This window comes from Pseudomonas fitomaticsae (genome assembly GCF_021018765.1).
Lineage (GTDB): Bacteria > Pseudomonadota > Gammaproteobacteria > Pseudomonadales > Pseudomonadaceae > Aquipseudomonas > Aquipseudomonas fitomaticsae.
This window is the reverse complement of record NZ_CP075567.1, coordinates 2,883,644-2,905,295: the sequence shown is the minus strand read 5'-3', so window position 1 is coordinate 2,905,295 and position 21,652 is coordinate 2,883,644. Positions and strand designations below refer to the sequence as shown.

18 protein-coding genes are annotated in these 21,652 nt (G+C 62.7%); 8 read left to right on the top strand and 10 right to left on the bottom strand.

The genetic code is table 11. The features are described 5' to 3' along the window. Window positions 1–101 precede the first annotated feature (101 nt). Entirely contained in the window at window positions 102–917 is an 816-nt protein-coding gene (locus KJY40_RS13095) for an AraC family transcriptional regulator (protein WP_230737322.1), read from the bottom strand. 134 nt (window positions 918–1,051) lie between these two features. Between KJY40_RS13095 and KJY40_RS13090 the strand changes: the two genes are divergently transcribed. After that, window positions 1,052–2,266, top strand: a complete 1,215-nt coding sequence (locus KJY40_RS13090) for an MFS transporter (protein ID WP_230737320.1) — start codon at window positions 1,052–1,054, stop codon at window positions 2,264–2,266. A gap of 46 nt (window positions 2,267–2,312) precedes the next feature. Here KJY40_RS13090 and KJY40_RS13085 read toward each other — a convergent pair whose 3' ends face one another. The 4 genes from KJY40_RS13085 to KJY40_RS13070 all read right to left on the bottom strand — a co-directional run bounded on the left by KJY40_RS13085 (window position 2,313) and on the right by KJY40_RS13070 (window position 6,124). Then, window positions 2,313–3,089: an alpha/beta fold hydrolase gene (locus tag KJY40_RS13085; protein WP_230737318.1), complete on the bottom strand. Its 777-nt coding sequence runs from the start codon at window positions 3,087–3,089 to the stop codon at window positions 2,313–2,315. A gap of 24 nt (window positions 3,090–3,113) precedes the next feature. Beyond that, window positions 3,114–3,623, bottom strand: coding sequence for a cytochrome P460 family protein (locus KJY40_RS13080; protein ID WP_103386289.1), 510 nt, complete (start codon window positions 3,621–3,623; stop codon window positions 3,114–3,116). A gap of 24 nt (window positions 3,624–3,647) precedes the next feature. After that, on the bottom strand, window positions 3,648–4,691 hold the full coding sequence (locus tag KJY40_RS13075) for an alpha/beta fold hydrolase (RefSeq protein ID WP_230737315.1): 1,044 nt from the start codon (window positions 4,689–4,691) through the stop codon (window positions 3,648–3,650). A gap of 86 nt (window positions 4,692–4,777) precedes the next feature. Continuing rightward, complete coding sequence (locus tag KJY40_RS13070) at window positions 4,778–6,124, bottom strand: epoxide hydrolase family protein (RefSeq protein WP_230737313.1); 1,347 nt, start codon at window positions 6,122–6,124, stop codon at window positions 4,778–4,780. A 216-nt stretch (window positions 6,125–6,340) separates the two neighbouring features. Here KJY40_RS13070 and KJY40_RS13065 point away from each other — a divergent pair, with 216 nt between their 5' ends. After that, on the top strand, window positions 6,341–7,570 hold the full coding sequence (locus KJY40_RS13065; protein WP_230737311.1) for an MFS transporter: 1,230 nt from the start codon (window positions 6,341–6,343) through the stop codon (window positions 7,568–7,570). Here KJY40_RS13065 and KJY40_RS13060 read toward each other — a convergent pair. Next, window positions 7,557–8,522: a quinone oxidoreductase family protein gene (locus KJY40_RS13060; RefSeq protein WP_230737309.1), complete on the bottom strand. Its 966-nt coding sequence runs from the start codon at window positions 8,520–8,522 to the stop codon at window positions 7,557–7,559. The two genes, KJY40_RS13065 and KJY40_RS13060, sit on opposite strands and share 14 nt — an antisense overlap. Before the next feature lie 338 nt (window positions 8,523–8,860). Here KJY40_RS13060 and KJY40_RS13055 point away from each other — a divergent pair, with 338 nt between their 5' ends. The 3 genes from KJY40_RS13055 (at window position 8,861) to KJY40_RS13045 (ending at window position 11,886) form a co-directional block, all read left to right on the top strand. Further along, window positions 8,861–10,822 carry a PAS domain-containing sensor histidine kinase gene (locus KJY40_RS13055; RefSeq protein WP_230737308.1) on the top strand — a complete coding sequence of 654 codons (1,962 nt, stop codon included), beginning with the start codon at window positions 8,861–8,863 and terminating at the stop codon, window positions 10,820–10,822. Beyond that, entirely contained in the window at window positions 10,822–11,193 is a 372-nt protein-coding gene (locus KJY40_RS13050) for a response regulator (protein ID WP_039771030.1), read from the top strand. The genes KJY40_RS13055 and KJY40_RS13050 overlap by 1 nt, the downstream gene beginning before the upstream one ends. Before the next feature lie 78 nt (window positions 11,194–11,271). After that, complete coding sequence (locus KJY40_RS13045; protein ID WP_064382028.1) at window positions 11,272–11,886, top strand: response regulator transcription factor; 615 nt, start codon at window positions 11,272–11,274, stop codon at window positions 11,884–11,886. Here KJY40_RS13045 and KJY40_RS13040 read toward each other — a convergent pair. From KJY40_RS13040 to hchA, 3 genes are all read right to left on the bottom strand, one after another. Then, a complete protein-coding gene (locus tag KJY40_RS13040; RefSeq protein WP_230737307.1) occupies window positions 11,873–14,755 on the bottom strand; it encodes an ATP-binding protein in 2,883 nt (960 codons plus the stop codon). The genes KJY40_RS13045 and KJY40_RS13040 overlap by 14 nt on opposite strands. Before the next feature lie 121 nt (window positions 14,756–14,876). Then, window positions 14,877–15,596 (bottom strand): PA1136 family autoinducer-binding transcriptional regulator, encoded by a 720-nt coding sequence (locus KJY40_RS13035; RefSeq protein ID WP_230737306.1) that lies wholly within the window; start codon window positions 15,594–15,596, stop codon window positions 14,877–14,879. Further along, window positions 15,593–16,471: a glyoxalase III HchA gene (hchA, locus tag KJY40_RS13030; RefSeq protein WP_230737305.1), complete on the bottom strand. Its 879-nt coding sequence runs from the start codon at window positions 16,469–16,471 to the stop codon at window positions 15,593–15,595. The genes KJY40_RS13035 and hchA overlap by 4 nt, the downstream gene beginning before the upstream one ends. 164 nt (window positions 16,472–16,635) lie before the next feature. On the opposite strand from hchA, the gene KJY40_RS13025 reads away from it, so the two are divergent. From KJY40_RS13025 to KJY40_RS13015, 3 genes are all read left to right on the top strand, one after another. Further along, window positions 16,636–18,495: an ABC transporter ATP-binding protein gene (locus KJY40_RS13025; RefSeq protein WP_230737304.1), complete on the top strand. Its 1,860-nt coding sequence runs from the start codon at window positions 16,636–16,638 to the stop codon at window positions 18,493–18,495. Window positions 18,496–18,635: 140 nt separating this feature from the next. Continuing rightward, window positions 18,636–19,469 (top strand): oxidoreductase, encoded by an 834-nt coding sequence (locus KJY40_RS13020; RefSeq protein ID WP_230737303.1) that lies wholly within the window; start codon window positions 18,636–18,638, stop codon window positions 19,467–19,469. Between the two features lie 21 nt (window positions 19,470–19,490). Next, complete coding sequence (locus KJY40_RS13015; protein WP_230737302.1) at window positions 19,491–20,429, top strand: AraC family transcriptional regulator; 939 nt, start codon at window positions 19,491–19,493, stop codon at window positions 20,427–20,429. A 10-nt stretch (window positions 20,430–20,439) separates the two neighbouring features. Here the strand turns inward: KJY40_RS13015 and KJY40_RS13010 are convergent, their stop codons facing one another. Next, window positions 20,440–21,573 carry a GGDEF domain-containing protein gene (locus KJY40_RS13010; protein WP_230737301.1) on the bottom strand — a complete coding sequence of 378 codons (1,134 nt, stop codon included), beginning with the start codon at window positions 21,571–21,573 and terminating at the stop codon, window positions 20,440–20,442. Window positions 21,574–21,652: the final 79 nt, after the last annotated feature.

Genomic DNA, 21,652 nt, shown 5'->3' with positions numbered 1-21,652 from the left:
ACGAGGGATGGTGTTCAGTGCACCTGCAACAGCAGCGTCATTGATACCACCCGCCTCCCTTCGACGACAGAATACGAAGGTATCGGAATCGCCAAAACGCCCTAATCGCGGACGAGAAATTCACGGGGCGATTCGCCCATCACCCGTCTGAACATGGCACTGAAGGCACTCTGGCTGGCGTAGCCCAGATCCCGGGCAATCACCCCGACGGATTGCCCCTTGTCGAGCCGGTCGATGGCGGTCGCCAGCCGCACCTGCTGCAGCCAGTGGCGGAAATTCAGGCCGGTTTCATTGACGAACAGGCGTATCAGCGTGCGCGAACTGGCACCGACCCGGTCTGCCCAATAGCCGATGGAATGGTCTTGTCCGGGATCCTGCAGAATCGCCTCGCACACCGTGACCAGTCGCCGGTCGACCGGCCACGGCACTTCGATCGGCAACGTCCGGGCTCCCTTCAATTCACTGAGTATCAACGCCACGATGTGCGCGTTGCGGCCTTCCTGCGGGTATTCGATCGGTTGCTCGGCCAGGGCCAGAATCAACTCGCGCAGCAGTCCGGGGATCTCCAGTACTTTGCAGTGATGGCCCAACTCTGCGCAGGCTTGCGGCTCGATGTAGATCGAGCGCATCTTGACCGCGCTCAGCATCAACTGGTCGTGGATCATTCCGGGCGGAATCCATAGCGCCCGCTTCGGCGGCAGGATCCACAAGCCGCGCTCGGTAGCCACCCGCATCACGCCGTTCGAGGCATACAGCAACTGCCCGTGCCGATGCACGTGCGGCTCGTTGTATTCGCCGGTGGCCTGATCACGCACCAGCACGGTCATTACCCGCGGCACATCCTGATAGTCGGGATAACGTTCGCTGCGCGGCGCGGACTCACGCTGGGCGATGACCTTGCGCACCTCTCGTTTCATCGGCTGGCGTCTCCTGAAAACAGACCTTGATCGTGTTAAAGCGGTGATTGTCACTTTGGCGACAAACCCTGGCATTTGCCATTACCGGCCCATTGTTAGCCTTGCGCTCATTGTTCATCAATGAGGCCTTTCCCATGGCAATCACCCGCAATCTCTCCGGCCACCAGCAGAGCATCACGGCGGTGACCGGCCTGCTGATCCTGTCCATCGCCCTGCGGCCGCCGATCATTTCGGTGGGGCCGATTCTGCTGTTGATCCAGCAGCACTTCCAGTTGAGCTACACCCAGGCCGCGCTGCTGACTTCGATTCCCGACGTGTGCATGGGTGTGTTTGCGCTGGTGGTTCCGAGCCTCGCCATGCGCTTCGGGATCGATCGCAGTGTGGTGGTCGCCCTGACGTTGTTGGGCGCCTCGACCTTGTTGCGGGCGATCTCGCCGAATGCAGTCGTCCTGCTCGGCAGTACGTTCTTTGCCAGCATCGGCATTGCGGTTGCCGGCGCGATGACCGGCGCGTGGATCAAGACCCACTTTGCGCAACGGCCGGCGCTGTTCATGGGCATCTATGCCGGCGGCCTGAGTCTGGGCGCAACCCTCGCGGCGGTGCTCAGCGCACCGATTGCCGAGCTGGCGCAGGACTGGCGAGTCAGCGCCGGAGTCTGGAGCGTGCTGTGCCTCACCGCCGTCGCCAGTTGGGTGTGGATGGCACGGCGTTTTGCGACACCGGCGCCCACCGTGAAATCGCCATCGAGCCCGAGCAAACGCCTGCCCTGGGGCAATCCGCAGGCCTGGCTGATCGCGTTGAATTTCGGTGCCGGGCAATTCGTGGTCTATGCCCTCTTCGCCTGGATGGCGCCAGCGTCGGTGGAAGCGGCCACATCCAGTGTTTCCCCGGGCATCCTGCTGGGCATTTTTACTGCAGTGTTCGCCGTGGCCAGCGTGGGTGCGGGACTGATTCCGGGCAAGGCCCACGACCGGCGCGGTCTGCTCGGGTTGTCGGCGTTGCTGGCTCTGCTGGGGGTGGGCGGCATGGCGTTCCTGCCGGCGTACTGGCCGATGCTGTACGTGGTGCTCGCGGCCATCGGGCTGGGTATGGGCTTCACCGTGGCCATGACCTTGCCGCTGGATCACGCCCGCACCAGCGAACAGGCCGGATTGTGGACGGTGTTCATGTTGTTCATCGGTTACCTGATCGCCGCGCTCGGGCCGTTGCTGTTCGGTGCCCTGCGCGAATACGCCGGACACTATGGCCCGGCGTACACCTTGCTGTTCGCAGTACTGCTGTTGATGCTCGGCATCACCCCTCTGCTCAGACTGGCACCGGCAACATCGCCGCAGGTGTCCGTTGCCTGAGCGGGAAGTGACAGACCTGCGACGCGCCTCGGCACGTCGCAGGTTTTCAGTTGGCCGCCGCGGCTTTTTCAATCAGCCGGGCCACCGGTGCCGGGTTCGACACCATCACCACGTGCGAGGCGCCCTTCACCACTGCAACGGCCTTGGCATCCGCACGCTTGGCCATGAACGCCATCGCCTGGGGCGGGATGTTCTTGTCCTTGTCGCCGTAGATGTACCACGACGGAATGTGCTTCCAGGCCGGCGTTCCGGCCTGCTCGTTCAGCGCCGCTTCGGTGATCGGACGTTGAGTAGCCGCCATCAGCGCCGCTTGTGCAGCCGGGACATCGGCGGCGAACTGGTCGTGGAACTTGCTTTGCTGGATGTACAGGTCCTTGCCGCCGTCGGCCAGCGCAACGGGTGGCGCCAGCGTTGGTCCGAGGGTGCTGCCGGGAAACTTGCCGGCCAGCCCGGCAACGGTTTCACCGGCTTCGGGGGCAAAGGCGCTGACGTAGACCAGCGCTTTGACATTGGCATGATCGTTGGCCGCATCACTGATGACGTTGCCGCCATAGGAGTGACCGACCAGCACCACCGGCGACTGGATGCTGCTGAGCAACGCCGATACCGCTGCGCCATCGCTCTTGACGCCGCGCAGCGGATTGGCGGCGGCGATCACCGTGTAGCCATCCTTCTCGAGAATCTTCGCCACGCCGTTCCAGCTCGACGCGTCGGCAAACGCGCCGTGCACCAGCACGACCGTGGGTTTGGCGGTTTGAGCGAAGGCATTGGCGCCCAGGCACAGGCCCGCAGCGATGCTCAGTGCAATCAGTGTTTTTTTCATCTGGATGTTCCTCGTATGACGGATTCAGGGGGCGTATCGGGTGAAGACAAAATCGTGGTTCTGCACCCGCGCCTGATGGCAGGCAAAGCAGGTCTGGTGCTGGGCTTCGTCGGCGGGTTTGCCGTTGATGAAACGGCCGAATCCCCAGCCACCGGTCGAGGCGTATTTGCGCGAGTCCTTGACCATCACCTGAACGGTGGTGGCCGCTCCCGGAATCGAGGCCGGCTCGAACTCCGGCGACTGCACGTGTTTCCATGCCAGCTTCACCAGCACCGTGCCATCGGGAAACGGCAGCGTTGCGCTCTGGTAAGCCTTGATCGCCCGGTCATTGCCCAGCACTGCGCGCAGTTCATCCAGCGGCGCGGCTTCCTGGGCCGGGGCAATCAGCGCCCACTGGCGATAGTTTTTCGGCAGTTTCACGCCGTAGATCGGCGAGGCATCGCCGTCATCGGCCTCGCCCAACGCGACACCGGTGGCCGCCAGTGCCGCGAGCGCAATGGCCGCTGGCAACACGGCCCAATGGTTGAATTTCATGGTCGGATCCCCTTCGGCCGGCAATCAGAGATGATCGGCATCGATCACCGCCTGGGCGAACGCTTGCGGCGCTTCCTGCGGCAGGTTGTGGCCGATACCGCCGCTGATCAGCCGGTACTCGTACTTGCCGGTAAAGCGTTTGGCGTAGGCCTCGGCCGGTGGGTGCGGCGCACCATTGGCGTCGCCCTCCAGAGTGATGGTCGGCACGCCGATCGAGGGAAATGCCGCGAGTTTTTTCTCCAGCGGATCGTATTGCGCTTCCCCTTTGATCAGCCCCAGGCGCCAGCGGTAGTTGAAGATCGACACCGCGACGTGATCCGGATTCTGCAACGCGGCGGCGCTGCGGTCGTAGGTCGCGTCGTCGAAGTTCCACTTCGGCGAGGCCAGCTGCCAGATCAGCTTGGCGAAGTCGTGGGTGTTCTTTTCGTAGCCCAGACGGCCACGCTCGGTCGCAAAGTAGAACTGATACCACCACTGCAACTCCGCCGCCGGCGGCAGCGGCGTCTTGCCGGCGTCCTGGCTGCCGATCAGGTAACCGCTCACCGCCACCAGCGCCTTCACCCGCTCGGGCCAGAGCGCTGCAACGATGTCGGCGGTACGCGCGCCCCAGTCATAGCCGCCAAGCACGGCCTGCTTGATCTTCAGGGCGTCCATGAAGTCGATCAGATCTTTGGCCAGCGCCGCCGGCTGGCCGTTGCGCACGGTTTTGGCAGACAGGAAACGCGTGTCGCCATAACCGCGCGCGTAGGGAATCAGCACCCGATAGCCCTTCTGCGCCAGCGCCGGGGCGACATCGGTGTAGCTGTGAATGTCGTAGGGCCAGCCGTGCAGCAGGATGACCACCGGGCCGTCGGCGGGACCGACTTCGGCGTAGGACACATCCAGCAGTCCGGCCTTGACGTGTTTCAGCGCGCCGAACGAAACGTGGGTGCCGGCGGTAATGGCGTCGATCTTGCCGGCGGGCACTTCGGCGGCGCTGGCGTATGCCGAAGCGATGCCCAGCGCAAGCGCCAGGATCGAACCGGCGAGCACGCGCCGGGATGGGGTTACAGCGTTAGAGTCAGTCATGCCGGGTCTCCCTCGTGAACCGCCGGGCGGCGGTTCCGGGCTTTATGGTCAAGGGCTTAGGGTTGAAGTGCTTGCGGATTGCAGGGTTAGCGGGCTGCCTGCGCAGCGGTTTTCTGCGCGGCCGCGCGCAGTGGCCGGAAGGCTTCGCGCAGTTCTTCGCTGAACAGTTGCGGTTGCTCCCATGCCGCGAAGTGACCGCCCTTGCTGACTTCGCTGAAGTAGGCCAGCGACGGATAGGCGCGCTGCGACCAGACTTTCGGCGCGCGGTAGATTTCGTGGGGGAACACGGTGATCGCCACCGGCACCTTGATGTCGGCAGTCTTCTGCGCGGCGGCGCTGAAGTTATTGTTGTTGTTCTCCCAGTAGAAACGGGAGGACGACGCCCCGCTGTCGGTCAGCCAATACAGGCTGATGTCATCGAGCATTTCATCGCGGCTCAGGACTTTCTCGGGCTGACCGTCGCTATCGGTCCACGCGGCGAATTTTTCATACATCCACGCTGCCGTGCCGGCAGGCGAATCGGCCAGCAGATAACCGATGGTCTGCGGCCGGGTCACCATCATTGCGCCGTAGGCGGCGTTGCGACCGAAGAACTGGCTGAGCGAATTGAAGGCCGTCACCTCCGGCGCGGTCAGCCCTGCCGGGGCCGGATCGCCGCTGTTGATCGGCTTGACCAGTTCCGGCGGCACGGTGGCGGGCATGTTCAGGTGGATACCCAGCAAACCGGGCGGCGCCAGGCGACCCAGCGCATCGGAAATCACCGAACCATGATCGCCACCCTGGGACACGTAATGGCTGTAGCCCAGGCGTTTCATCAACACATCCCAAGCCTTCGCCACCCGGTCAGGGCCCCAGCCGAGCTCGGTCGGTTTGCCGGAAAAACCATGGCCGGGAATCGACGGGATCACCACATCGAACGAGTCCTCGACCTTGCCGCCATAGGCCACGGGATCGGTCAGCGGGCCGATGGTCTTGAGGAATTCGAACTGCGAACCCGGCCAGCCGTGAGTGAGGATCAGCGGCATCGCATTGGGATTGCGCGAACGCACGTGGATGAACTGGATGTCGACGCCGTCGATGGTGGTCACGAACTCCGGCAAGGCGTTGAGCTTCGCTTCAGCCTTGCGCCAGTCATAGCCGTCGCCCCAATACTTAACCAACGCCTGGACCTGCGCCAGTTGCACACCTTGGGACACGTCGCCGACCGTTTCCTTGTCTGGCCAGCGGGTATCGGCGATGCGTTTGCGCAGGTCGCTCAGTTTCGCTTCGTCCACATGGATGGTGTACGGGCGAATGGCTTGCGCCGGATCCGCTGCCGGGGTCGCGGCCCAGACGCCGCTACTGCCCGCGAGTACGGCAAGGCCGAGCGCGCCTGCCCTGATGGATGACGCCAGGCAATGGCGCCAGGTAAGACCGGACGAAAGCGCAACCATGATGGATCTCCTTGTAGTCATTATTCGAAAGGCATCGCCAATCGGATCAGACCACTGCGCTGGCACCGGGGCGATTACACGATGGTGTCGGTCGATACCTTGGTATGAGGCGCAGGCCTGGCGCACAAAATCGCGCTCGAATTCAGCAGCGGTTAACGGGCAGAATGCGGCGGGGAAAAGACCCATTTGAATCACAGAGCGGAACAAGGATTGCGGATGCGTGGGGAAACAGCGCTCGAACGCCTGAGCGGCACGCCATCGACCACGTCGCAGTGGTGGGTGATCGGGCTGTGCATGCTGTTCAACGTGATCGACGGGCTGGACGTGATGGCCATGGCCTTCACCGCCAGCCGGGTTTCGGCCGAGTGGGCGTTGAGCGGCGCGCAACTGGGCCTGCTATTGAGCGCAAGTCTGGTCGGGATGGCGCTCGGTTCGCTGCTGGCCGCGCCCAGGGCCGACCGCTTCGGGCGCAGGCCTTTGTTGCTCGCCGGATTGCTGCTCAGCGGCCTGAGCATGTTGCTGTCGTTCTGGAGCCCGGATCATCACGTGTTGATGCTTTTGCGACTACTGACCGGCATCGGCACTGGGGCGGTGCTGGTGGGGGCGAACGTGCTGACGTTCGAACACGCCAGCCCGCAGCGGCGCAATCTGGCAATCGCGTTGCAATCTCTCGCCTTTGCGATGGGCGCCAGCCTCGGCGGGGTGCTGGCTCATTTACTGAATGATTTGATGGGCTGGCGGTATGTCTTTCTGGCCGGGGGTTGCATCACGCTGGTGGCAGCGCTGGTCGGCATTTTTTGGTTGCGAGAATCGCCGTCATTTCTGGCACTCGAACACCACACGCCCGTCGCTCCAACGTCAACTGACACCGCCAACCGACCGTTTGCGCCCGGTCAGTGGCAACAGACCACATCGCTGGCACTGGCACTCTTTCTGCTGATGTTCTGCTTTTACTTCGTGATGAGCTGGACGCCGGCCCTGTTGGTCGACAATGGCTTTACCGACCAACAAGGCGCCCGGATCGGGATGCTGTTGGCGCTGGGTGGCATGCTCGGCGCCCTGCTTCTGGGTCTGGCGGCCAATCGTTACGGCTGCCGACGTTTGTTGTCGGGCTTTCTGCTGCTCAACGCCGCCCTGCTGCCACTGATGCTGCCGGCCACGCGCGTCCCCGGTCTGGCGACACTCGTGGCGGTCACGCTGGGGCTGATGCTCAATGGTGCAGTCGCGGCTCTGTATGTGCTGGCCCCTCAAGCGTTCTGCACGTCGGTCCGTACGACCGGCGTCGGCGTGGTGCTGGCGACGGGGCGTCTGGGGGCGATCATTTCGCCGGTGGTCGCCGGGTTTCTGCTGGATGCCGGATGGACCGCACAACACCTGTTCACGTTTTTCGCCGTTAGCCAGGTGTTGGCGGCCCTGCTGATCTGGCGTGGCGTCAAGGGACGATGATCAGCTTGCCCGTCGTGTTGCGCGACTCGATATCGCGATGGGCCTGTTGCGCATCATCCAGTGAATAACGCTTGCCGATCACGGCTTTCAGTTTGCCGGCACTGACCCACGCGAACAGTTGCCGGGACTTTTCCAGCAGCACTTCGCGGTTGCGCACGTAGTGCATGACCGAGGGATACGTCAGCTTGATGCTGCGCGGCACGCTGAAGATATCGATCGGCGGGATCGGGTTCATGAACGGCCCGTACAAGGCCAGGGTGCCGAAATAATCCAGCATCTCCAGCGAGTCGGCGAAGCCTTCCGCGCCCGTGCCGTCGTACACGGCATTCACGCGCTGCCCCTCCGTCAGGCGCATGACCTGTCCGGCAATGTTTTGCGCTCGCCCGATCACCACATAGTCCGCCCCCGCCGCGAGCACCGCCTCGACCTTGTCGGCATGAGAAACCCGGCCTATGACCTTGCCGCCCAGCAGCTTGATCAACTGGGTCAGCATCAGCCCCACGCCCCCCGCCGCCGCATGCACCAAGGCTACGTCGCCCGGCTGGATCGCGTGCACCTTGTCCACCAGATTGCTGGCGGTCAGGCCCTGCATCATCAGGCTGGCGGCGGTGGCGAAGTCGATATCGTCCGGCAGCGGCACCAACTGGCTGACCGGGGCGATCACCTGTTCGGCGTAGCTGCCCGGCACGTAATGCCAGGCCACGCGGTCACCGACAGCGAACTCCGTCACCTGCGGGCCGCTGGCCAGGACGACGCCGGCGCCTTCTGCACCCAGCGTCAGCGGTAGCTCCCAGGCAGCGCCGAGCCCGCGTCGGGCACCGGTGTCCATGAAATTGATACCCGCCGCCATGACCTTGACCAGGACTTGCCCGGGCCCCGGTTCTGCCAGTTGAATGTCCTGCACCGTCAACACTTCGGGCCCGCCAAAGGCCTGGATAACCACTGCTTTCATAATGTTCTGCCCTGTCATCGGGACGACCGGTCCTGCTGCCTTTCGGGTGGCAGGAGCGCGGACGTCACGTTGCTTTCACTCAACGTCGAAGGACGTTGAAACCAGGGCCAAGGCTGCGCGGCGGATGTATCCCGGCGGTTTCGCCAACCGGGCGCTGTGCATGCTTGTATGGCTAGAGGGGCCGTAGATACAGTGGCTTACAAAAGCGCCACTGTGATGCCCATCGCAGTGTGCAATGTCGGCCGATATTCGCCACGGGCGACACCAAAGTATGATGGGCGAGTGCCATCCGAAGGCGCATCTTTGTTCAACGGTGACTGCACACAATGAGAATCGGTATGACGAACGAGCAAGAGCGCGTCATCGAGGACGGTCCAGGCCGCGCGGGTAACGCGGTCATGCCGGCGCCGGGGATCGACTCGATCATCGACAGCATCCCGGCCATGGTCGCTTTCATGACGCCGTCCGGTGAACTGGAACAGGTCAACCGGCAAATCATGGAGTACATCGGCGCCCCGCTCCATGAACTGAAAAACTGGCAGGCCAGCGAGACCGTGCACCCGGACGACCTGCCCTCGGTCATCGCTGCCTGGATGCACTCGGTCAGTACCGGCACGCCCTATGAGAACGAGCACCGGATTCGCCGCGCCGACGGTGTCTATCGCTGGTTCCATGTGCGCGGCCTGCCGATCAGAGACAGTGCAGGCACCATCACCCGCTGGTGCGTGCTGCAGGTCGATATCGATGAGCGCCGCCGGGACAAGGCCTTGATCGCCAGCGCCCTGGCCGAAGTCAGCGCGTCGGAAGAACGTCTGCGCGGGATCATCGACGCCGTCCCCGGTTTTGTCTGGAGCGCTTCGCCGGAAGGCAACGTCGGCTTCGTCAATCAGCGCTGGTGCGACTACACCGGCATGTCCGTCGAACAAGCCTGCGGTGACGGCTGGACGGCGTCCATCCACCCCGACGACGCACCGGGCCTGGCGGTTTATTGGCAAAGGATTCTGCAATCGGGCAACGCCGGTGAATACGAGGCCCGACTGAGACGCTTCGACGGCGTTTACCGCTGGTTCCTGATCCGCGCCGTGCCCCAGCGCGATGACACGGGGCGGGTCGTGCGCTGGTATGGCGAGAACACCGACATCGAAGACCGCAAACGGGCGGAAGTCTTTCTGGCCAAGGCCCAACGCCTGAGCGCCACCGGTACGTTTTCCTGGCGGGTGAGCACCGACGAGATCACCTGGTCGGACGAGGTCTACCGCATCCTTGAACTGGACCCGGACACCCCGCCCGGCTTCGAGGCGATCTATCGCCGCGTGCATCCGGACGACATCTCCAGCCATCGGGAAATGATCAAGCGCCAACGCCGCAAGGGACGTGACTTCGAACACGAACATCGGCTGCTGATGCCCGACGGCACGGTGAAATACGTGCGGCTGGTGGCGCACTCGATCGCCCATGCGCCGGACGGTTTCGAATACATCGCCGCCCTGCAGGACATCACCCAGCGCCGGCTCGCCGAAGAGGTCTTGAGCAAGGCGCGCTCGGAACTGACGCACCTGGCCAGAGTCGCCAGCCTTGGCGCGGTCACGGCGTCGATAGCCCACGAGGTCAATCAACCGCTGGCCGGCATCATCACCAACGCCAGCACCTGCCTGCGCATGCTCGGCGCCGACCCGCCGAATGTCGATGGCGCCAGGGAAACCGCACGCCGCACCATTCGCGACGGCAATCGCGCCGCCGACGTCATCAACCGATTGCGAGCGTTGTTCTCGAAAAAAAGCATCACCATTGAAGACGTCAATCTGAATGATGCGGCACGGGAAGTCATCGCCATGCTGCTGGGCGAACTGCAACGCAACGGCGTGGTGCTGCATCCACAATTTGCCGAAACCCTGCCGCTGGTCAGGGGCGACCGGGTTCAGCTTCAACAGGTGATCCTCAACCTGATCATGAATGCCGCCGAGGCCATGAGTGCAATCCATGGCCGGCCCCGGCAATTGATCGTCAGCACCGGTCTGGGCTCGGACGAGAGCGTTTACCTGGCGGTGAAGGACAGCGGCAACGGCGTCGATCCGCAGGACATCGAACGCATTTTCAATGCGTTCTACACCACCAAAAGTTCGGGCATGGGGGTCGGTCTGTCCATCAGTCGCTCGATCATCGAGCGCCACGATGGGAAGCTGTGGGCCAGCGCCAATGACGGCCCGGGTACGACGTTTACCTTTGCCATCCCGCATTCGACGGACTTGCCGCAAACCGATAACCGCGACCTCGCCGATCGCACCGTGGAGAATGATTGATGGGTACGCATTTGCTCGTATCGGTGGTCGATGACGACGAATCGGTTCGTGAATCACTGCCTGACCTGATCAAGGAGTTCGGCTTCGCCGTCCAGGCGTTTGCCTCGGCGCAGGCGTTTCTGGCATCGCCCTATCTGGACCTGACGCACTGCCTGATTCTCGACGTGGCCATGCCCGGCATGTCGGGACCTGATCTGCAACGCGAGCTGCTGCGGCGTGACTATCGCATTCCGGTGATTTTCATCACCGCGCACGGCGACGCCAGCGAACAGGCGAAGCTGCTGAACAGTGGCGCGGTCGAGTGCCTGTTCAAACCGTTCAGCGAAGCCCAATTGCTCAAGGCCCTGAGCGCCGCCCTGCCCCTCGACTGAGCGTGAAGCCGAACAGAACAAGGAATCGACATGTTGAACGCGAACAACGCAATCGCCCCTTCCCGTGGAGCATTACCGATGAGTGAGGTCACGCCCGTCGTATTCGTTGTCGATGACGACATTTCCGTGCGCGAGTCGCTCGAACTGATGATCCGCTTCGCCGGTTGGCAGCCACGGCTGTTCGAGTCCGCGCAGGATTTTCTCGACGCGCCCCGGGCGCTGGTGCCCAGCTGTCTGGTGCTGGACATCAACCTGCCCGACCTGAGCGGCCTGGATCTGCAGACCGCCCTGGCCGATGAACGCCACAACATGCCGATCATCTTCATCACCGGCTACGGCGATATTCCGCGCACGGTGCGGGCCCTGAAGGCCGGCGCGGTGGAGTTTCTGACCAAACCGTTCAACGACGAGGTGATCCTCAGCGCCATGGCCGATGCGCTGCAAAGCAGTCGCGTGGCGCTGGAGGGAGAAAAGAACCTGCGCTCACTGCTCGAGGCCTACAAGACCCTGACGCCGCGCGAGCAGGAAATCATGGCCTCGGTGGTCAGCGGGCGGTTAAACAAGCTGATTGCCGCCGACCTCAACATCAGCGAAATCACCGTGAAGGCCCATCGCGGCAAAGTGATGCGCAAGATGAAGGCCCGTTCGCTGGCGGACCTGGTGAAAATGGCCGCCCTGATTACGCCGGAGTAGCGGGCAAGCTCTGCCAGAAGCTTTCCAGCCGACGCAGGTCAAGGCTGTCGAAGCCTTCCGACGCCCGCTCGCGGCAGGCACCGAGCAACGCCCGGGCTTGATCCGGTTGACCCTGTTCAAGCCAGAACCGGGCCAGATCCATCGATGACCGCAACTCCCACGCCCACGCGCCCTGCTTGCGACTCAGCGCAATGGAATCCTCAAGAACCGCCAACATGGCCTGCTCATCATCGGCCTGGATAACCTTGAGAATACCGGCCTTGATTCGCAGTAGTTCCGGCAGCGCAAAGGCATCACCGCTTCGGCGGCAGTGATCGATGGTGCCGTCGACCAGGGTCAGTGCCTTTGGGTGTTGACCCGCCAGCATCAGGCCTTCGGCCAGTGCGATTTCGAATGAGGTCGTCAGCAGTTCGTAACGCATGCCCCGCAACCGCGCCAGACTTTCCTCCAGCATGGCAACTGCTTCGCCGAGTTCCTCGGCACGGATGGCGATCGCCGCGCGCAACCCGTGGCAAGCGGCAATGTAGGGGCCCAGTGCGTTGGTTTCGGCGATGGCGCTGAACCGCTCGAGGCTCGCGGTGGCCTTCGCCAGATCACCGGTCCAGATATAGATGCACAAGATCCAGACCATGGCGATGCAGTAAGTGACCGGATGCTGCAGCGCGAATGCTTCGGCCTCGATCTGCTCGGCCAAGCGCCGGGCCTGATCGGGATAGCCCTGCAGCCACAGCGAACGCGCCAGCGCCAGCCCCGTGCGATTGCGGTGATCGAAGCCGTAGTAAATCGTGTTGCTGGGATGGGACGGCAAACTGTTGCGCAACGAACTTTCCAGTTCCTGGCGAGCCAGACGCTGATTGCCGAGCAGATGATGGGAAATCCCGGTCAGCGATGAAGCAATCGCGATGGCGGCGGGCTCGTTGAGGATGTTGCCGACCACAGCGGCCTGCTCCGCCCAGGCCAGCGACGACGGGAAATCACCGATGCGCTCGTAGAAGATCTGCAAGCGGCCCAGCAACCTCAGCTGAGAGCCGTAGTCGTTCAGCGCGACGGCAATGTCCTGCGCCCGGAGCAAGGCCTTTTCAGCGGCTTCACTGTTGCCTCGGGTGAACATCAGCACCAGGCCGAGCGCGGCTTGCAGTTCCATTTCGGTGGGCGTGCCGTAGTACCCCAGTTCCAGCAGCTCCACCGCCCGGGAGCACCAGGTGCGGCACTCGACCAGCAAGGAAAAATGCAGGAACAACGGCGCACTCGCAGCCGCCAGCGGCAACGCCAGTCCCGGATCGCCGTGGGGGCCGAAGCTCCATTCCAGCGCACCACGCACATTGCCCAACTGACTGGCGAGACGCGCCGAGTGACGGAAAATCTCATCGGGGGAAGTCCCCAGATGGCCGAGCAGATCCATGTAAAACGCCGCGTGCCGGAACGCCAGCGCATTGACCTCGGTTTCTCCCCGCGCCGCCAGTTTTTCCCGGGCATAGGCACGCGTCATCTCGAGCAAGCGATAAGAATCCGTCGAGTCGCTGTGATCGACCGTGACCAGCCCCTTGCACACCAGATCGTCGAGAATCGCAGCCGCCTCAGCGCTTTCATGTTGTGATTCGGCCACCACCTGAGCGGCGGCTTCCTGGGAAAACGGCCCGACGAAGACCGAGAACCGCTCCAGCGCCAGACGCTCCTGCGGCGACAGCAGGTCATAGCTCCAGTCGAGCATGGCGCGCAGGGTCTGATGCCGTGGCACGGCCGTCCTGCGCCCCGACCAGCCCAGCGAGAAACGCTCGCCGAGCAGCGCGTGGGTGGCCTTCAATCCGTGGCTGGCGACTCGCATCGCCGCCAGTTCGATCGGCAACGCCATACCCTCCAGCCGCTGGCAAATGTCCGCAATCATTTGCCCTCCGCCCGCTTCCAGCAGCAGCGCGGCGTTGCTCGACGACGCGCGCTCGACAAACAGCTTGATGGCCGGAAATGCCAGCAACTCCGCAACCGAGAGGTGTTGCGGCTCACGGGGAAACTCCAGCGGATTGAGCCAGTGCACGTATTCGCCACGTACCCGCAGCGGCTCGCGACTGGTCGCCAGAACCCCGACATCCGGCGCGGTGTCGCTGATCTGCTCAAGGAGGGTGGACACCGCGTCGATCAGGTGTTCGCAGTTGTCGATCACCAACATCAGCCGCTGCTCGCGCAAATGCGCGAGCAGGACGAACAGCGGGTCTTCGGCCTGCACCGGGATGTCCAGCGATCGGGCCAGTGCCGATGGCACCAGCGCGCAGTCTTCCACTTGCGCCAGATCGACGAAACTGACGCGTTCATAGCCCTGGGCGGCGATGCGGTGCGCCACTTCGATGGCCAGGCTGGTCTTGCCGACACCGCCGGGGCCGACGATGGTGAACAGCCTCGGTTGCTGCATGTGGTCGATGACCAGTTGCAGATCGGTTTCTCGGCCGATCAGTTTTGCCCGGGGCGGCAGACTGCACACGCCCTCGATGGCCCGGGTCACGATGGGCGCCGGTTGAACAGCGGTCTGTTTTCTTTCCAGCGGCGCAACAAAGGCATATCCCACGCCCACCTGGGTCGCGATGTAACGGGCCTGTTCCTCGCCATCCCCGAGAATCCGCCGCAGGCCGGTCATGTGAAAACGCAGGCTGCCTTCGGCCACCACGCTGTCGGGCCATACCTTGTCGATCAGGTCGTACTTGGACAGCACCCGCCCCGGTTGCTCGAGCAAGGCGATCAACAGATCCAGCGCCCGCCCGCCGATCTCGACCGCCACCCCGTTGCGGGTCAGCAGCCGTTTGCCTGGAACGACGCAGAAAGGACCGAAAATGAATTGGGTCGTGAGGGATTCGTGCAATGCGTCCGGAAAAGACTCCACGAGGATCGTTCTCTCTAAAAAACGTAGGGGGCGGCGCCGGTTACAAGCCACCGACGCAGGCCCTTTGCATGATAGGAGTTTTGCACGGCCGTTCAAGCGCGGCACCGGCAGAGTGCGAACCTCACCCCTTTATTTCCCCCTTGCGAATGGCAATCTTGATGGCCTGAGCGGTAGTGGCCACGCCAAGATGCCGACGAGCCGAACGCAGGTGATTTTCCACCGTGCGCCCGGACAAGCCGAGCGTGACGGCAATGTCGGCCTGCCGCCGACCGGCAGCGACCCACGCCAGCACTTCGCGCTCACGGTTCGACATTTTGCCGGACGCCTCGTCCAGCGGCGCTTCGAGCAAGCGTCGGGCGGAGTAAAACGCCACCGAGGCGAGCATGCCCAGTGCCAGACGAACCCGCGCCGAGGCATCGATCTGTTCGCCGCCCAGACTCATGGCGCCTTCAAGCCCCTGCGGGCCGAAGACCGGAATCTGCAATCCATGCACGCCCGGGCCACTGGGCACGCGAACCAGCCGATAAAGTTCGCCGCTCTCCTCCTGCACCTTGCTCCAGAAGAACGATTCGCGGGCGTCCAACAGGTGGCGAGTTACTGGGCAGCGCTGAACGTAGGTCTCGGCGTCGACGCCAGTGCCATCACCAAACCAGTCGCCTTCCACCCAGTAAATGCGCTCGACCACATCCTCCGCCGTGGAGGTGGCAGAGAACAGGACGAATCGATCGTAACCATAGGCCCCCGCGAAACTGCGGACGGCCTTCTGGATTACCACCAGCGTGGGCGCCGCCTCGATGTCGAGGGCGGCGCGCAAGAGTGCTTCGGCAGGTCCGGGGCTCACCCCGACGTGACCTCTTTCAGGAGCGCGGCCGCCGCCAGTTTGCCCAGCGCGTTGCCCGCCAGCGGACTGTCACCGGTCAGCAGTTTGCGATCCTGAAGCGTGGCCCCGGAAATGCCCTGGTTGGTGATTTCCACACCAAGTGCCTGCAACTGCTCGCCGAACTTCCAGGTCAGGTGGCCGGGCATGTAACCGATGTCAGGGGTTGTCGCGTCCAGGGCATCGGGAAACGCGCAGATCCGGTAGCCGTTGAAGATGCACGAGTCTTTTGTTTCACCGAGACCAGCCGCCAGCAGCGCCGCCGGGCCGTGGCACAGGGTGATGACGAATTTGTCCTTGGCGACGGCCCATTGCAGGACCTTCTTCACGTCCTCGCTTTCCGGCAGGCCGATCAGCGCACCGTGGCCGCCGGGAATGAACACGCCGATGTAGTCCGAGTCCTCGCCCAGCGCGTCTTCGATCACCTGAGACAACTTGAGCGGACGCTTGAACTGATCGCGATAGTGCTCGTAGAAGCCCTTCACTTCGGCGTCTTCGGAGGGCATCGCCCAGAATTCAAACTTGACCGGATTGCCCGACAGCGTCGCGACGTCGAAGCCGAAACCGGCCTTGTCGAGGTGATACATCGGTAGCAGGGTTTCAACCGGGTGATTGCCCGTGGAAAACATGGTGCCGTTGTCGGTCAACAGATAGCGCTCATCCGCGCCGATCATCAGTACCTTCCAGCGCCCGCCCTTGTAGCGGTCGGGGTACTCGGCATCACTGAGATCGGATTTGGGCGAGGTGAACTGGCTGAGGGAATACGGCGAAGGGAAAAACGCGTTGTCCTCAGCCGGATCGGGGGTTGGGCGCTTGTCGTCAGTCTGCGTGGTAGCCATCTTGCTCTCCATCGAGTGGGTCAATGTCGGAGTTCATGCTAGTAAGGCGTCAGCGTTACAACAATGAGGGTTTTCCCTCAAAAGATCATGCACTGAACCTGCAGCCCCTCAATGTGATCGATAAGTGGCAGAATCCCCGCAACTGATGAATTCGGAGACCCCCAATGCTTCGCCTGTTTGAACAACGGCTCGACCCCTTCCCGCCCGACGAAGCGCCGCCACCGCCGGTCGGTCTGGCACGGTTCCTGTGGGCCTGCACCCGCGGCGCTCGCGGTTATATCCTCGCGCTGGCGCTGCTCAGTGCCGGTGTGTCGATCTACGAAGCCTGGTTGTTTTCCTTTCTGGGTCAGGTCGTGGACCTGCTTTCGGCCTGGCAGGCCGGCGGCGATGTGAACGGCCAAGAGAGCCGCGTGCTCTGGGGCATCGGCATCGTGTTGCTGACCAGCGTCGGTCTGGTGGCGCTGCGCACCATGGTTCAGCATCAGGTCTTGGCGATCAATTTGCCGTTGCGTCTGCGCTGGGATTTTCATCGGCTGATGCTGCGGCAGAGCCTTTCATTCTTTTCCGATGAGTTTTCCGGCCGGGTCACGACCAAGGTGATGCAGACCGCACTGGCCGTGCGCGAGGTGCTGTTCACCGTCATCGAGATCGCACCGGGCATCGGCGTCTACTTCATTGCGATCATCGCCCTGGCCGGCGGTTTCGCCCTGAAACTCATGCTGCCGTTTATTGCCTGGGTCGCGCTGTTCGGGCTGGCGATGTTGTATTTCGTGCCACGCCTGGGCCAGGTCGGACAGGAACAGGCCCACGCGCGATCATCAATGACGGGCCGGGTGTCGGACGCCTACACCAACATCACCACGGTGAAACTGTTCTCCCACTCCAAACGTGAAGCGCACTTTGCGCGGGCGGCAATGGAGGATTTCAAGCAGACGGGTTTCCGCCAGATGCGTCTGGTCAGTCAGTTCGAAATCGTCAATCAGGCGCTGGTGGTCGGGCTGATCATGGGCGCCGGCGGCTACGCATTGTGGCTGTGGCATCAGGGCGAAGTCGGCACCGGCGCCGTGGCGGCGATCACGGCCATGGCGTTGCGCATCAACGGTATGTCGCACTGGATCATGTGGCAGATGACGTCGCTGTTCGAAAACATCGGCACCGTGCAAGACGGCATGGGCACCCTGACCCGTGGCCCCAAGGTGCAGGATGCGCCGGACGCCGGCGTACTGGTGCCTTCCGGCGGCGCCGTGGAATTCGACAACGTGAGCTTCAACTACAACGGCGAACGCCAGGTGCTCGACGGCTTGAGCCTGAGCATCCGGCCCGGGGAAAAAATCGGTCTGGTGGGCCGCTCCGGTGCTGGTAAATCCACGCTGATCAACCTGCTGCTGCGCTTCTATGACGTCGATCGCGGCGAGATTCGCATCGACGGGCAAAACATCGCGCAGGTGACACAGGATAGTCTGCGCAGCGCGATCGGCATGGTCACTCAGGACACGTCCCTGCTGCACCGTTCCATTCGCGACAACATCGCCTACGGCCGACCGGACGCGGCCGACGCGCAGATTCAACGCGCTGCCGCCAATGCCCAGGCCGACGGTTTCATCAACCAGCTCAGCGACCGCCAGGGCCACACCGGCTACGACACGCTGGTGGGCGAACGCGGCATCAAGCTTTCCGGTGGCCAGCGCCAACGCATCGCCATCGCCCGGGTGATGCTCAAGAACGCGCCGATCCTGTTGCTCGACGAAGCCACCAGCGCCCTGGATTCCGAAGTCGAAGTCGCCATTCAGGAAAGCCTCGATGAAATGATGCAGGGCAAGACCGTGATCGCCATCGCCCATCGACTGTCGACGATTGCGGCGATGGATCGACTGATTGTCATGGATGAGGGACGGATCATCGAGCAAGGCACCCACACCGAACTGCTGGCGAAAAACGGCACCTATGCGCGGTTGTGGCAGCACCAGAGTGGCGGGTTTCTGGGTGAGGATCAGGGCGTGGCCGAGGCGATGGATCAGGCGTGAGTCCTTTGATCAGCCCCGCGATAACGATTGCGGAGCTGATTGCCGCTGAGAGGATTAGGCAAGGCTCAAAGACAAACCGGCATAGGTGAACGATTTCCCGCTGGCTACCATGACGTCACACCTGACTTGCGGAGTACGTCATGCACCACAGCAAAACCCTCTTCATCACCGGCGTCAGCAGCGGCTTCGGCCATGCGCTGGCCAAGGAAGCACTGGCCGCCGGTCACCGCGTCATCGGCACCGTGCGCAGCGAAGCCGACCTGCAAGCCTTTCAGGCGCTGTCCATCGACAACGCGTACGGTGTGCTGCTGGATGTCACGGACTTCGACCGCATCGATGGCGTCGTGGCGACCGTCGAAGCGACCCACGGCCCGGTCGATGTGCTGATCAACAACGCCGGCTACGGCCACGAAGGCATCTTCGAAGAATCGCCGCTGGAGGACATGCGCCGCCAGTTCGACGTGAATGTGTTCGGCGCGGTCGCGGTGACCAAGGCATTTGTGCCGTTCTTTCGTCAGCGGCGGGCCGGTCATATTCTCAATATCACGTCGATGGGCGGCACGATCACGATGCCGGGTATCGCGTACTACTGCGCCAGCAAGTTTGCGCTCGAAGGCATCTCCGATACCCTGAGCAAGGAACTGGCGCCGTTCAATATCTTCGTGACCGCCGTCGCACCGGGTTCGTTTCGGACCGACTGGGCCGGTCGCTCGATGCACCGCACGCCTCGGAGCATCGCCGACTATGACGCCAGTTTCGATCCGGTGCGCAAGGCGCGCGAAGACAAGAGCGGCAAGCAGCTCGGCGATCCGCGCAAAGCGGCGCAGGCGATGTTGCAGATCATCGCCAGCCCTGCTCCGCCAGCACATCTGTTGCTGGGCAGCGATGCATTGAGCCTGGTGCGCGACAAACTGAAACGTGCCGCCAGCGAGATCGACCAATGGGAAGCGCTGACCCGTTCCACCGATCATTGAACGGCCCACAGAGAGAACGCGATGAAACAGGCCGACCCATACACTTCGCGCATGGTGCAGCTCATGGAAACGCTGGCACCGGTCGAGGGCTACAACCTCAGCGCGCTGGAGGGCGTGCGCTTCCTGCGCTCGAACCGGCACCTGACCCGCACGCCGGTGCTGTACGACCCCGGCATCGTGATTCTCTGTCAGGGACAGAAGCGCGGGTATCTGGGCGATGACGTCTACGTCTATGACGCCCAGCATTACCTGGTGGTGTCGGTTCCGATCCCCTTCACCATGGAGACCGACGCCTCTGAAGACGAGCCAATGCTCGCGATCTATATGCAGCTCGATTTCCAGGTGGCCAGCGAGTTGATGCAGCAAGTGGATGAGGTTCACGGCCCGAGTGATGCGCCACCCAAGGGCATGTTCGCCTCGCCGATGGACGACCGCCTGCGCGCATCGACGCTGCGTTTTCTTGAAGCCATGAGCAATGCGGCTGAGGCGCAGATATTGGGGCCGTCGCTGTTGCGGGAAATCTATTACCGCATCCTGACCGGCGAGCAAGGCGGCTCGATGCGCGCCGCGCTCAATCGCCAGGGGCACTTCGGCAAGGTGACGCGGGCGATCCGCAAGATCCACAGCAGCTATCAGGAGCGCCTGGACGTCGAACAACTGGCCCGCGAAGCGAGCATGAGCGTGCCCAGTTTTCACCTGCACTTTCGCAGCGTGACGGACGCCTCGCCCATGCAATACCTGAAGTCGACACGCCTGCATCAGGCGCGACTTTTGATGTTGCGCCACGCCATGACGGCGTCAGCGGCGGCGTTCAGTGTCGGCTATGAAAGCGCTTCGCAGTTCAGCCGCGAGTTCAAACGCTTCTTTGGCAGGACACCGCAGGCGGAGATCGAGTGGATGAAGGCAACGTATGCGTTGCCTGCACCGACGTCGCCTTCGGTTTATGTTTCTTCGCATTGACGCGAGTCGACTAAACCGGCTCGGCCACCGCGATCTGATTACGTCCCAAAGCCTTGGCGCGATACAAGGCCTTGTCGGCATTGTTCATCAAACTGTGAAGATCCGAGTCTTCACTCTGCATCGAAGCAACGCCCAGGCTGGCGGTGATGCGATGAACCGGGCCGGTCATGATCCTGGGCATGGTTACGATCAGGTTTTCCAGCAGTTCCACCGCCACCTCGATCGAGGTGTCCGGAAGCAGGATCGCGAATTCTTCGCCACCCAATCGGCCATGTACATCAGTAGCCCGAAAATACGTGCAGATGATGCTCCCCATCTGCTGCAGAACACGATCCCCGACCTGGTGGCCGTAGGTGTCGTTGATGTGTTTGAAATGGTCCATATCCAGCATGACGGCACACAGGCTCGACTGGCGCCGCCTGCATTCTTCGAACAGTTGCTGCGCCCGCTCGAAAAATGCCCGCCGGTTGTTCAGGCCTGTCAGCTCATCGGTTTGCGCGGCAAGCCTTGAGATATTGTGCGCCCGCTCCATTTCCCGGGTCAGGCGAAAAGCGGCCTCAAGCGCTTCGGACATTTTGCGCGTGGCGCGGGCGACGAACGAGGCGAAGACCAGGACGGCCAGCGCCATGCCCACCTGAAGCGTGGACGGTTGAAACAGCAGCCAGAACGTACACGGAAACAACACCAGCGCCATGGAGACCAGCGTCATGTATCGATACGCCGAATAACAGGACACCGCGCTGACCGACATCCCGACCGTGAAGAGCATGACCAATGCCTGCGCCAGCAGATCGTCGGCCGGCATGATGATCAACGCACCTGCGCCCCAGATGCTGGCGGACAGCACCAGGGTCGCCCAGTATTTGCGCTCCCAACGCCTGGGTGTCCGCTCGCTTTCATCGCTGCGAAACCAGGCGACAAACATCGAAACGCGTAACAACGTAGACGCCGTCAGCAGGCCGAGCCACCAGAAAATACAGGCTTGCTCAAAACGATCCCAGCACAACCCGCAGAGCATGAGCGCTGCCAGATAGCTGCCGATGACCGCTGAAACGGATTGGCGGAACAACTGATGCAGTCGATCAGTGTTGACTTGCTCGTCGATCGAAGCGCCCTGCTCATGCCGAAGATCCGATAACTCCATTCGATCCACCCAAGCCTGACTGCAACACAAACCCGACAAAAGCCCCTATCGGCACCGCCCATGGCAACGCCGTCATTTG

Coding starts and splice junctions, on each gene's coding strand:
- KJY40_RS13085 (WP_230737318.1), bottom strand. CDS start 3,089: ATGAAAAAAACACTGATTGCACTGAGCATCGCTGCGGGCCTGTGCCTG.
- KJY40_RS13095 (WP_230737322.1), bottom strand. CDS start 917: ATGAAACGAGAGGTGCGCAAGGTCATCGCCCAGCGTGAGTCCGCGCCG.
- KJY40_RS13045 (WP_064382028.1), top strand. CDS start 11,272: ATGAGTGAGGTCACGCCCGTCGTATTCGTTGTCGATGACGACATTTCC.
- KJY40_RS13010 (WP_230737301.1), bottom strand. CDS start 21,573: ATGGAGTTATCGGATCTTCGGCATGAGCAGGGCGCTTCGATCGACGAG.
- KJY40_RS13020 (WP_230737303.1), top strand. CDS start 18,636: ATGCACCACAGCAAAACCCTCTTCATCACCGGCGTCAGCAGCGGCTTC.
- KJY40_RS13050 (WP_039771030.1), top strand. CDS start 10,822: ATGGGTACGCATTTGCTCGTATCGGTGGTCGATGACGACGAATCGGTT.
- KJY40_RS13090 (WP_230737320.1), top strand. CDS start 1,052: ATGGCAATCACCCGCAATCTCTCCGGCCACCAGCAGAGCATCACGGCG.
- KJY40_RS13055 (WP_230737308.1), top strand. CDS start 8,861: ATGACGAACGAGCAAGAGCGCGTCATCGAGGACGGTCCAGGCCGCGCG.
- hchA (WP_230737305.1), bottom strand. CDS start 16,471: ATGGCTACCACGCAGACTGACGACAAGCGCCCAACCCCCGATCCGGCT.
- KJY40_RS13025 (WP_230737304.1), top strand. CDS start 16,636: ATGCTTCGCCTGTTTGAACAACGGCTCGACCCCTTCCCGCCCGACGAA.
- KJY40_RS13075 (WP_230737315.1), bottom strand. CDS start 4,691: ATGACTGACTCTAACGCTGTAACCCCATCCCGGCGCGTGCTCGCCGGT.
- KJY40_RS13070 (WP_230737313.1), bottom strand. CDS start 6,124: ATGGTTGCGCTTTCGTCCGGTCTTACCTGGCGCCATTGCCTGGCGTCA.
- KJY40_RS13015 (WP_230737302.1), top strand. CDS start 19,491: ATGAAACAGGCCGACCCATACACTTCGCGCATGGTGCAGCTCATGGAA.
- KJY40_RS13060 (WP_230737309.1), bottom strand. CDS start 8,522: ATGAAAGCAGTGGTTATCCAGGCCTTTGGCGGGCCCGAAGTGTTGACG.
- KJY40_RS13080 (WP_103386289.1), bottom strand. CDS start 3,623: ATGAAATTCAACCATTGGGCCGTGTTGCCAGCGGCCATTGCGCTCGCG.
- KJY40_RS13065 (WP_230737311.1), top strand. CDS start 6,341: ATGCGTGGGGAAACAGCGCTCGAACGCCTGAGCGGCACGCCATCGACC.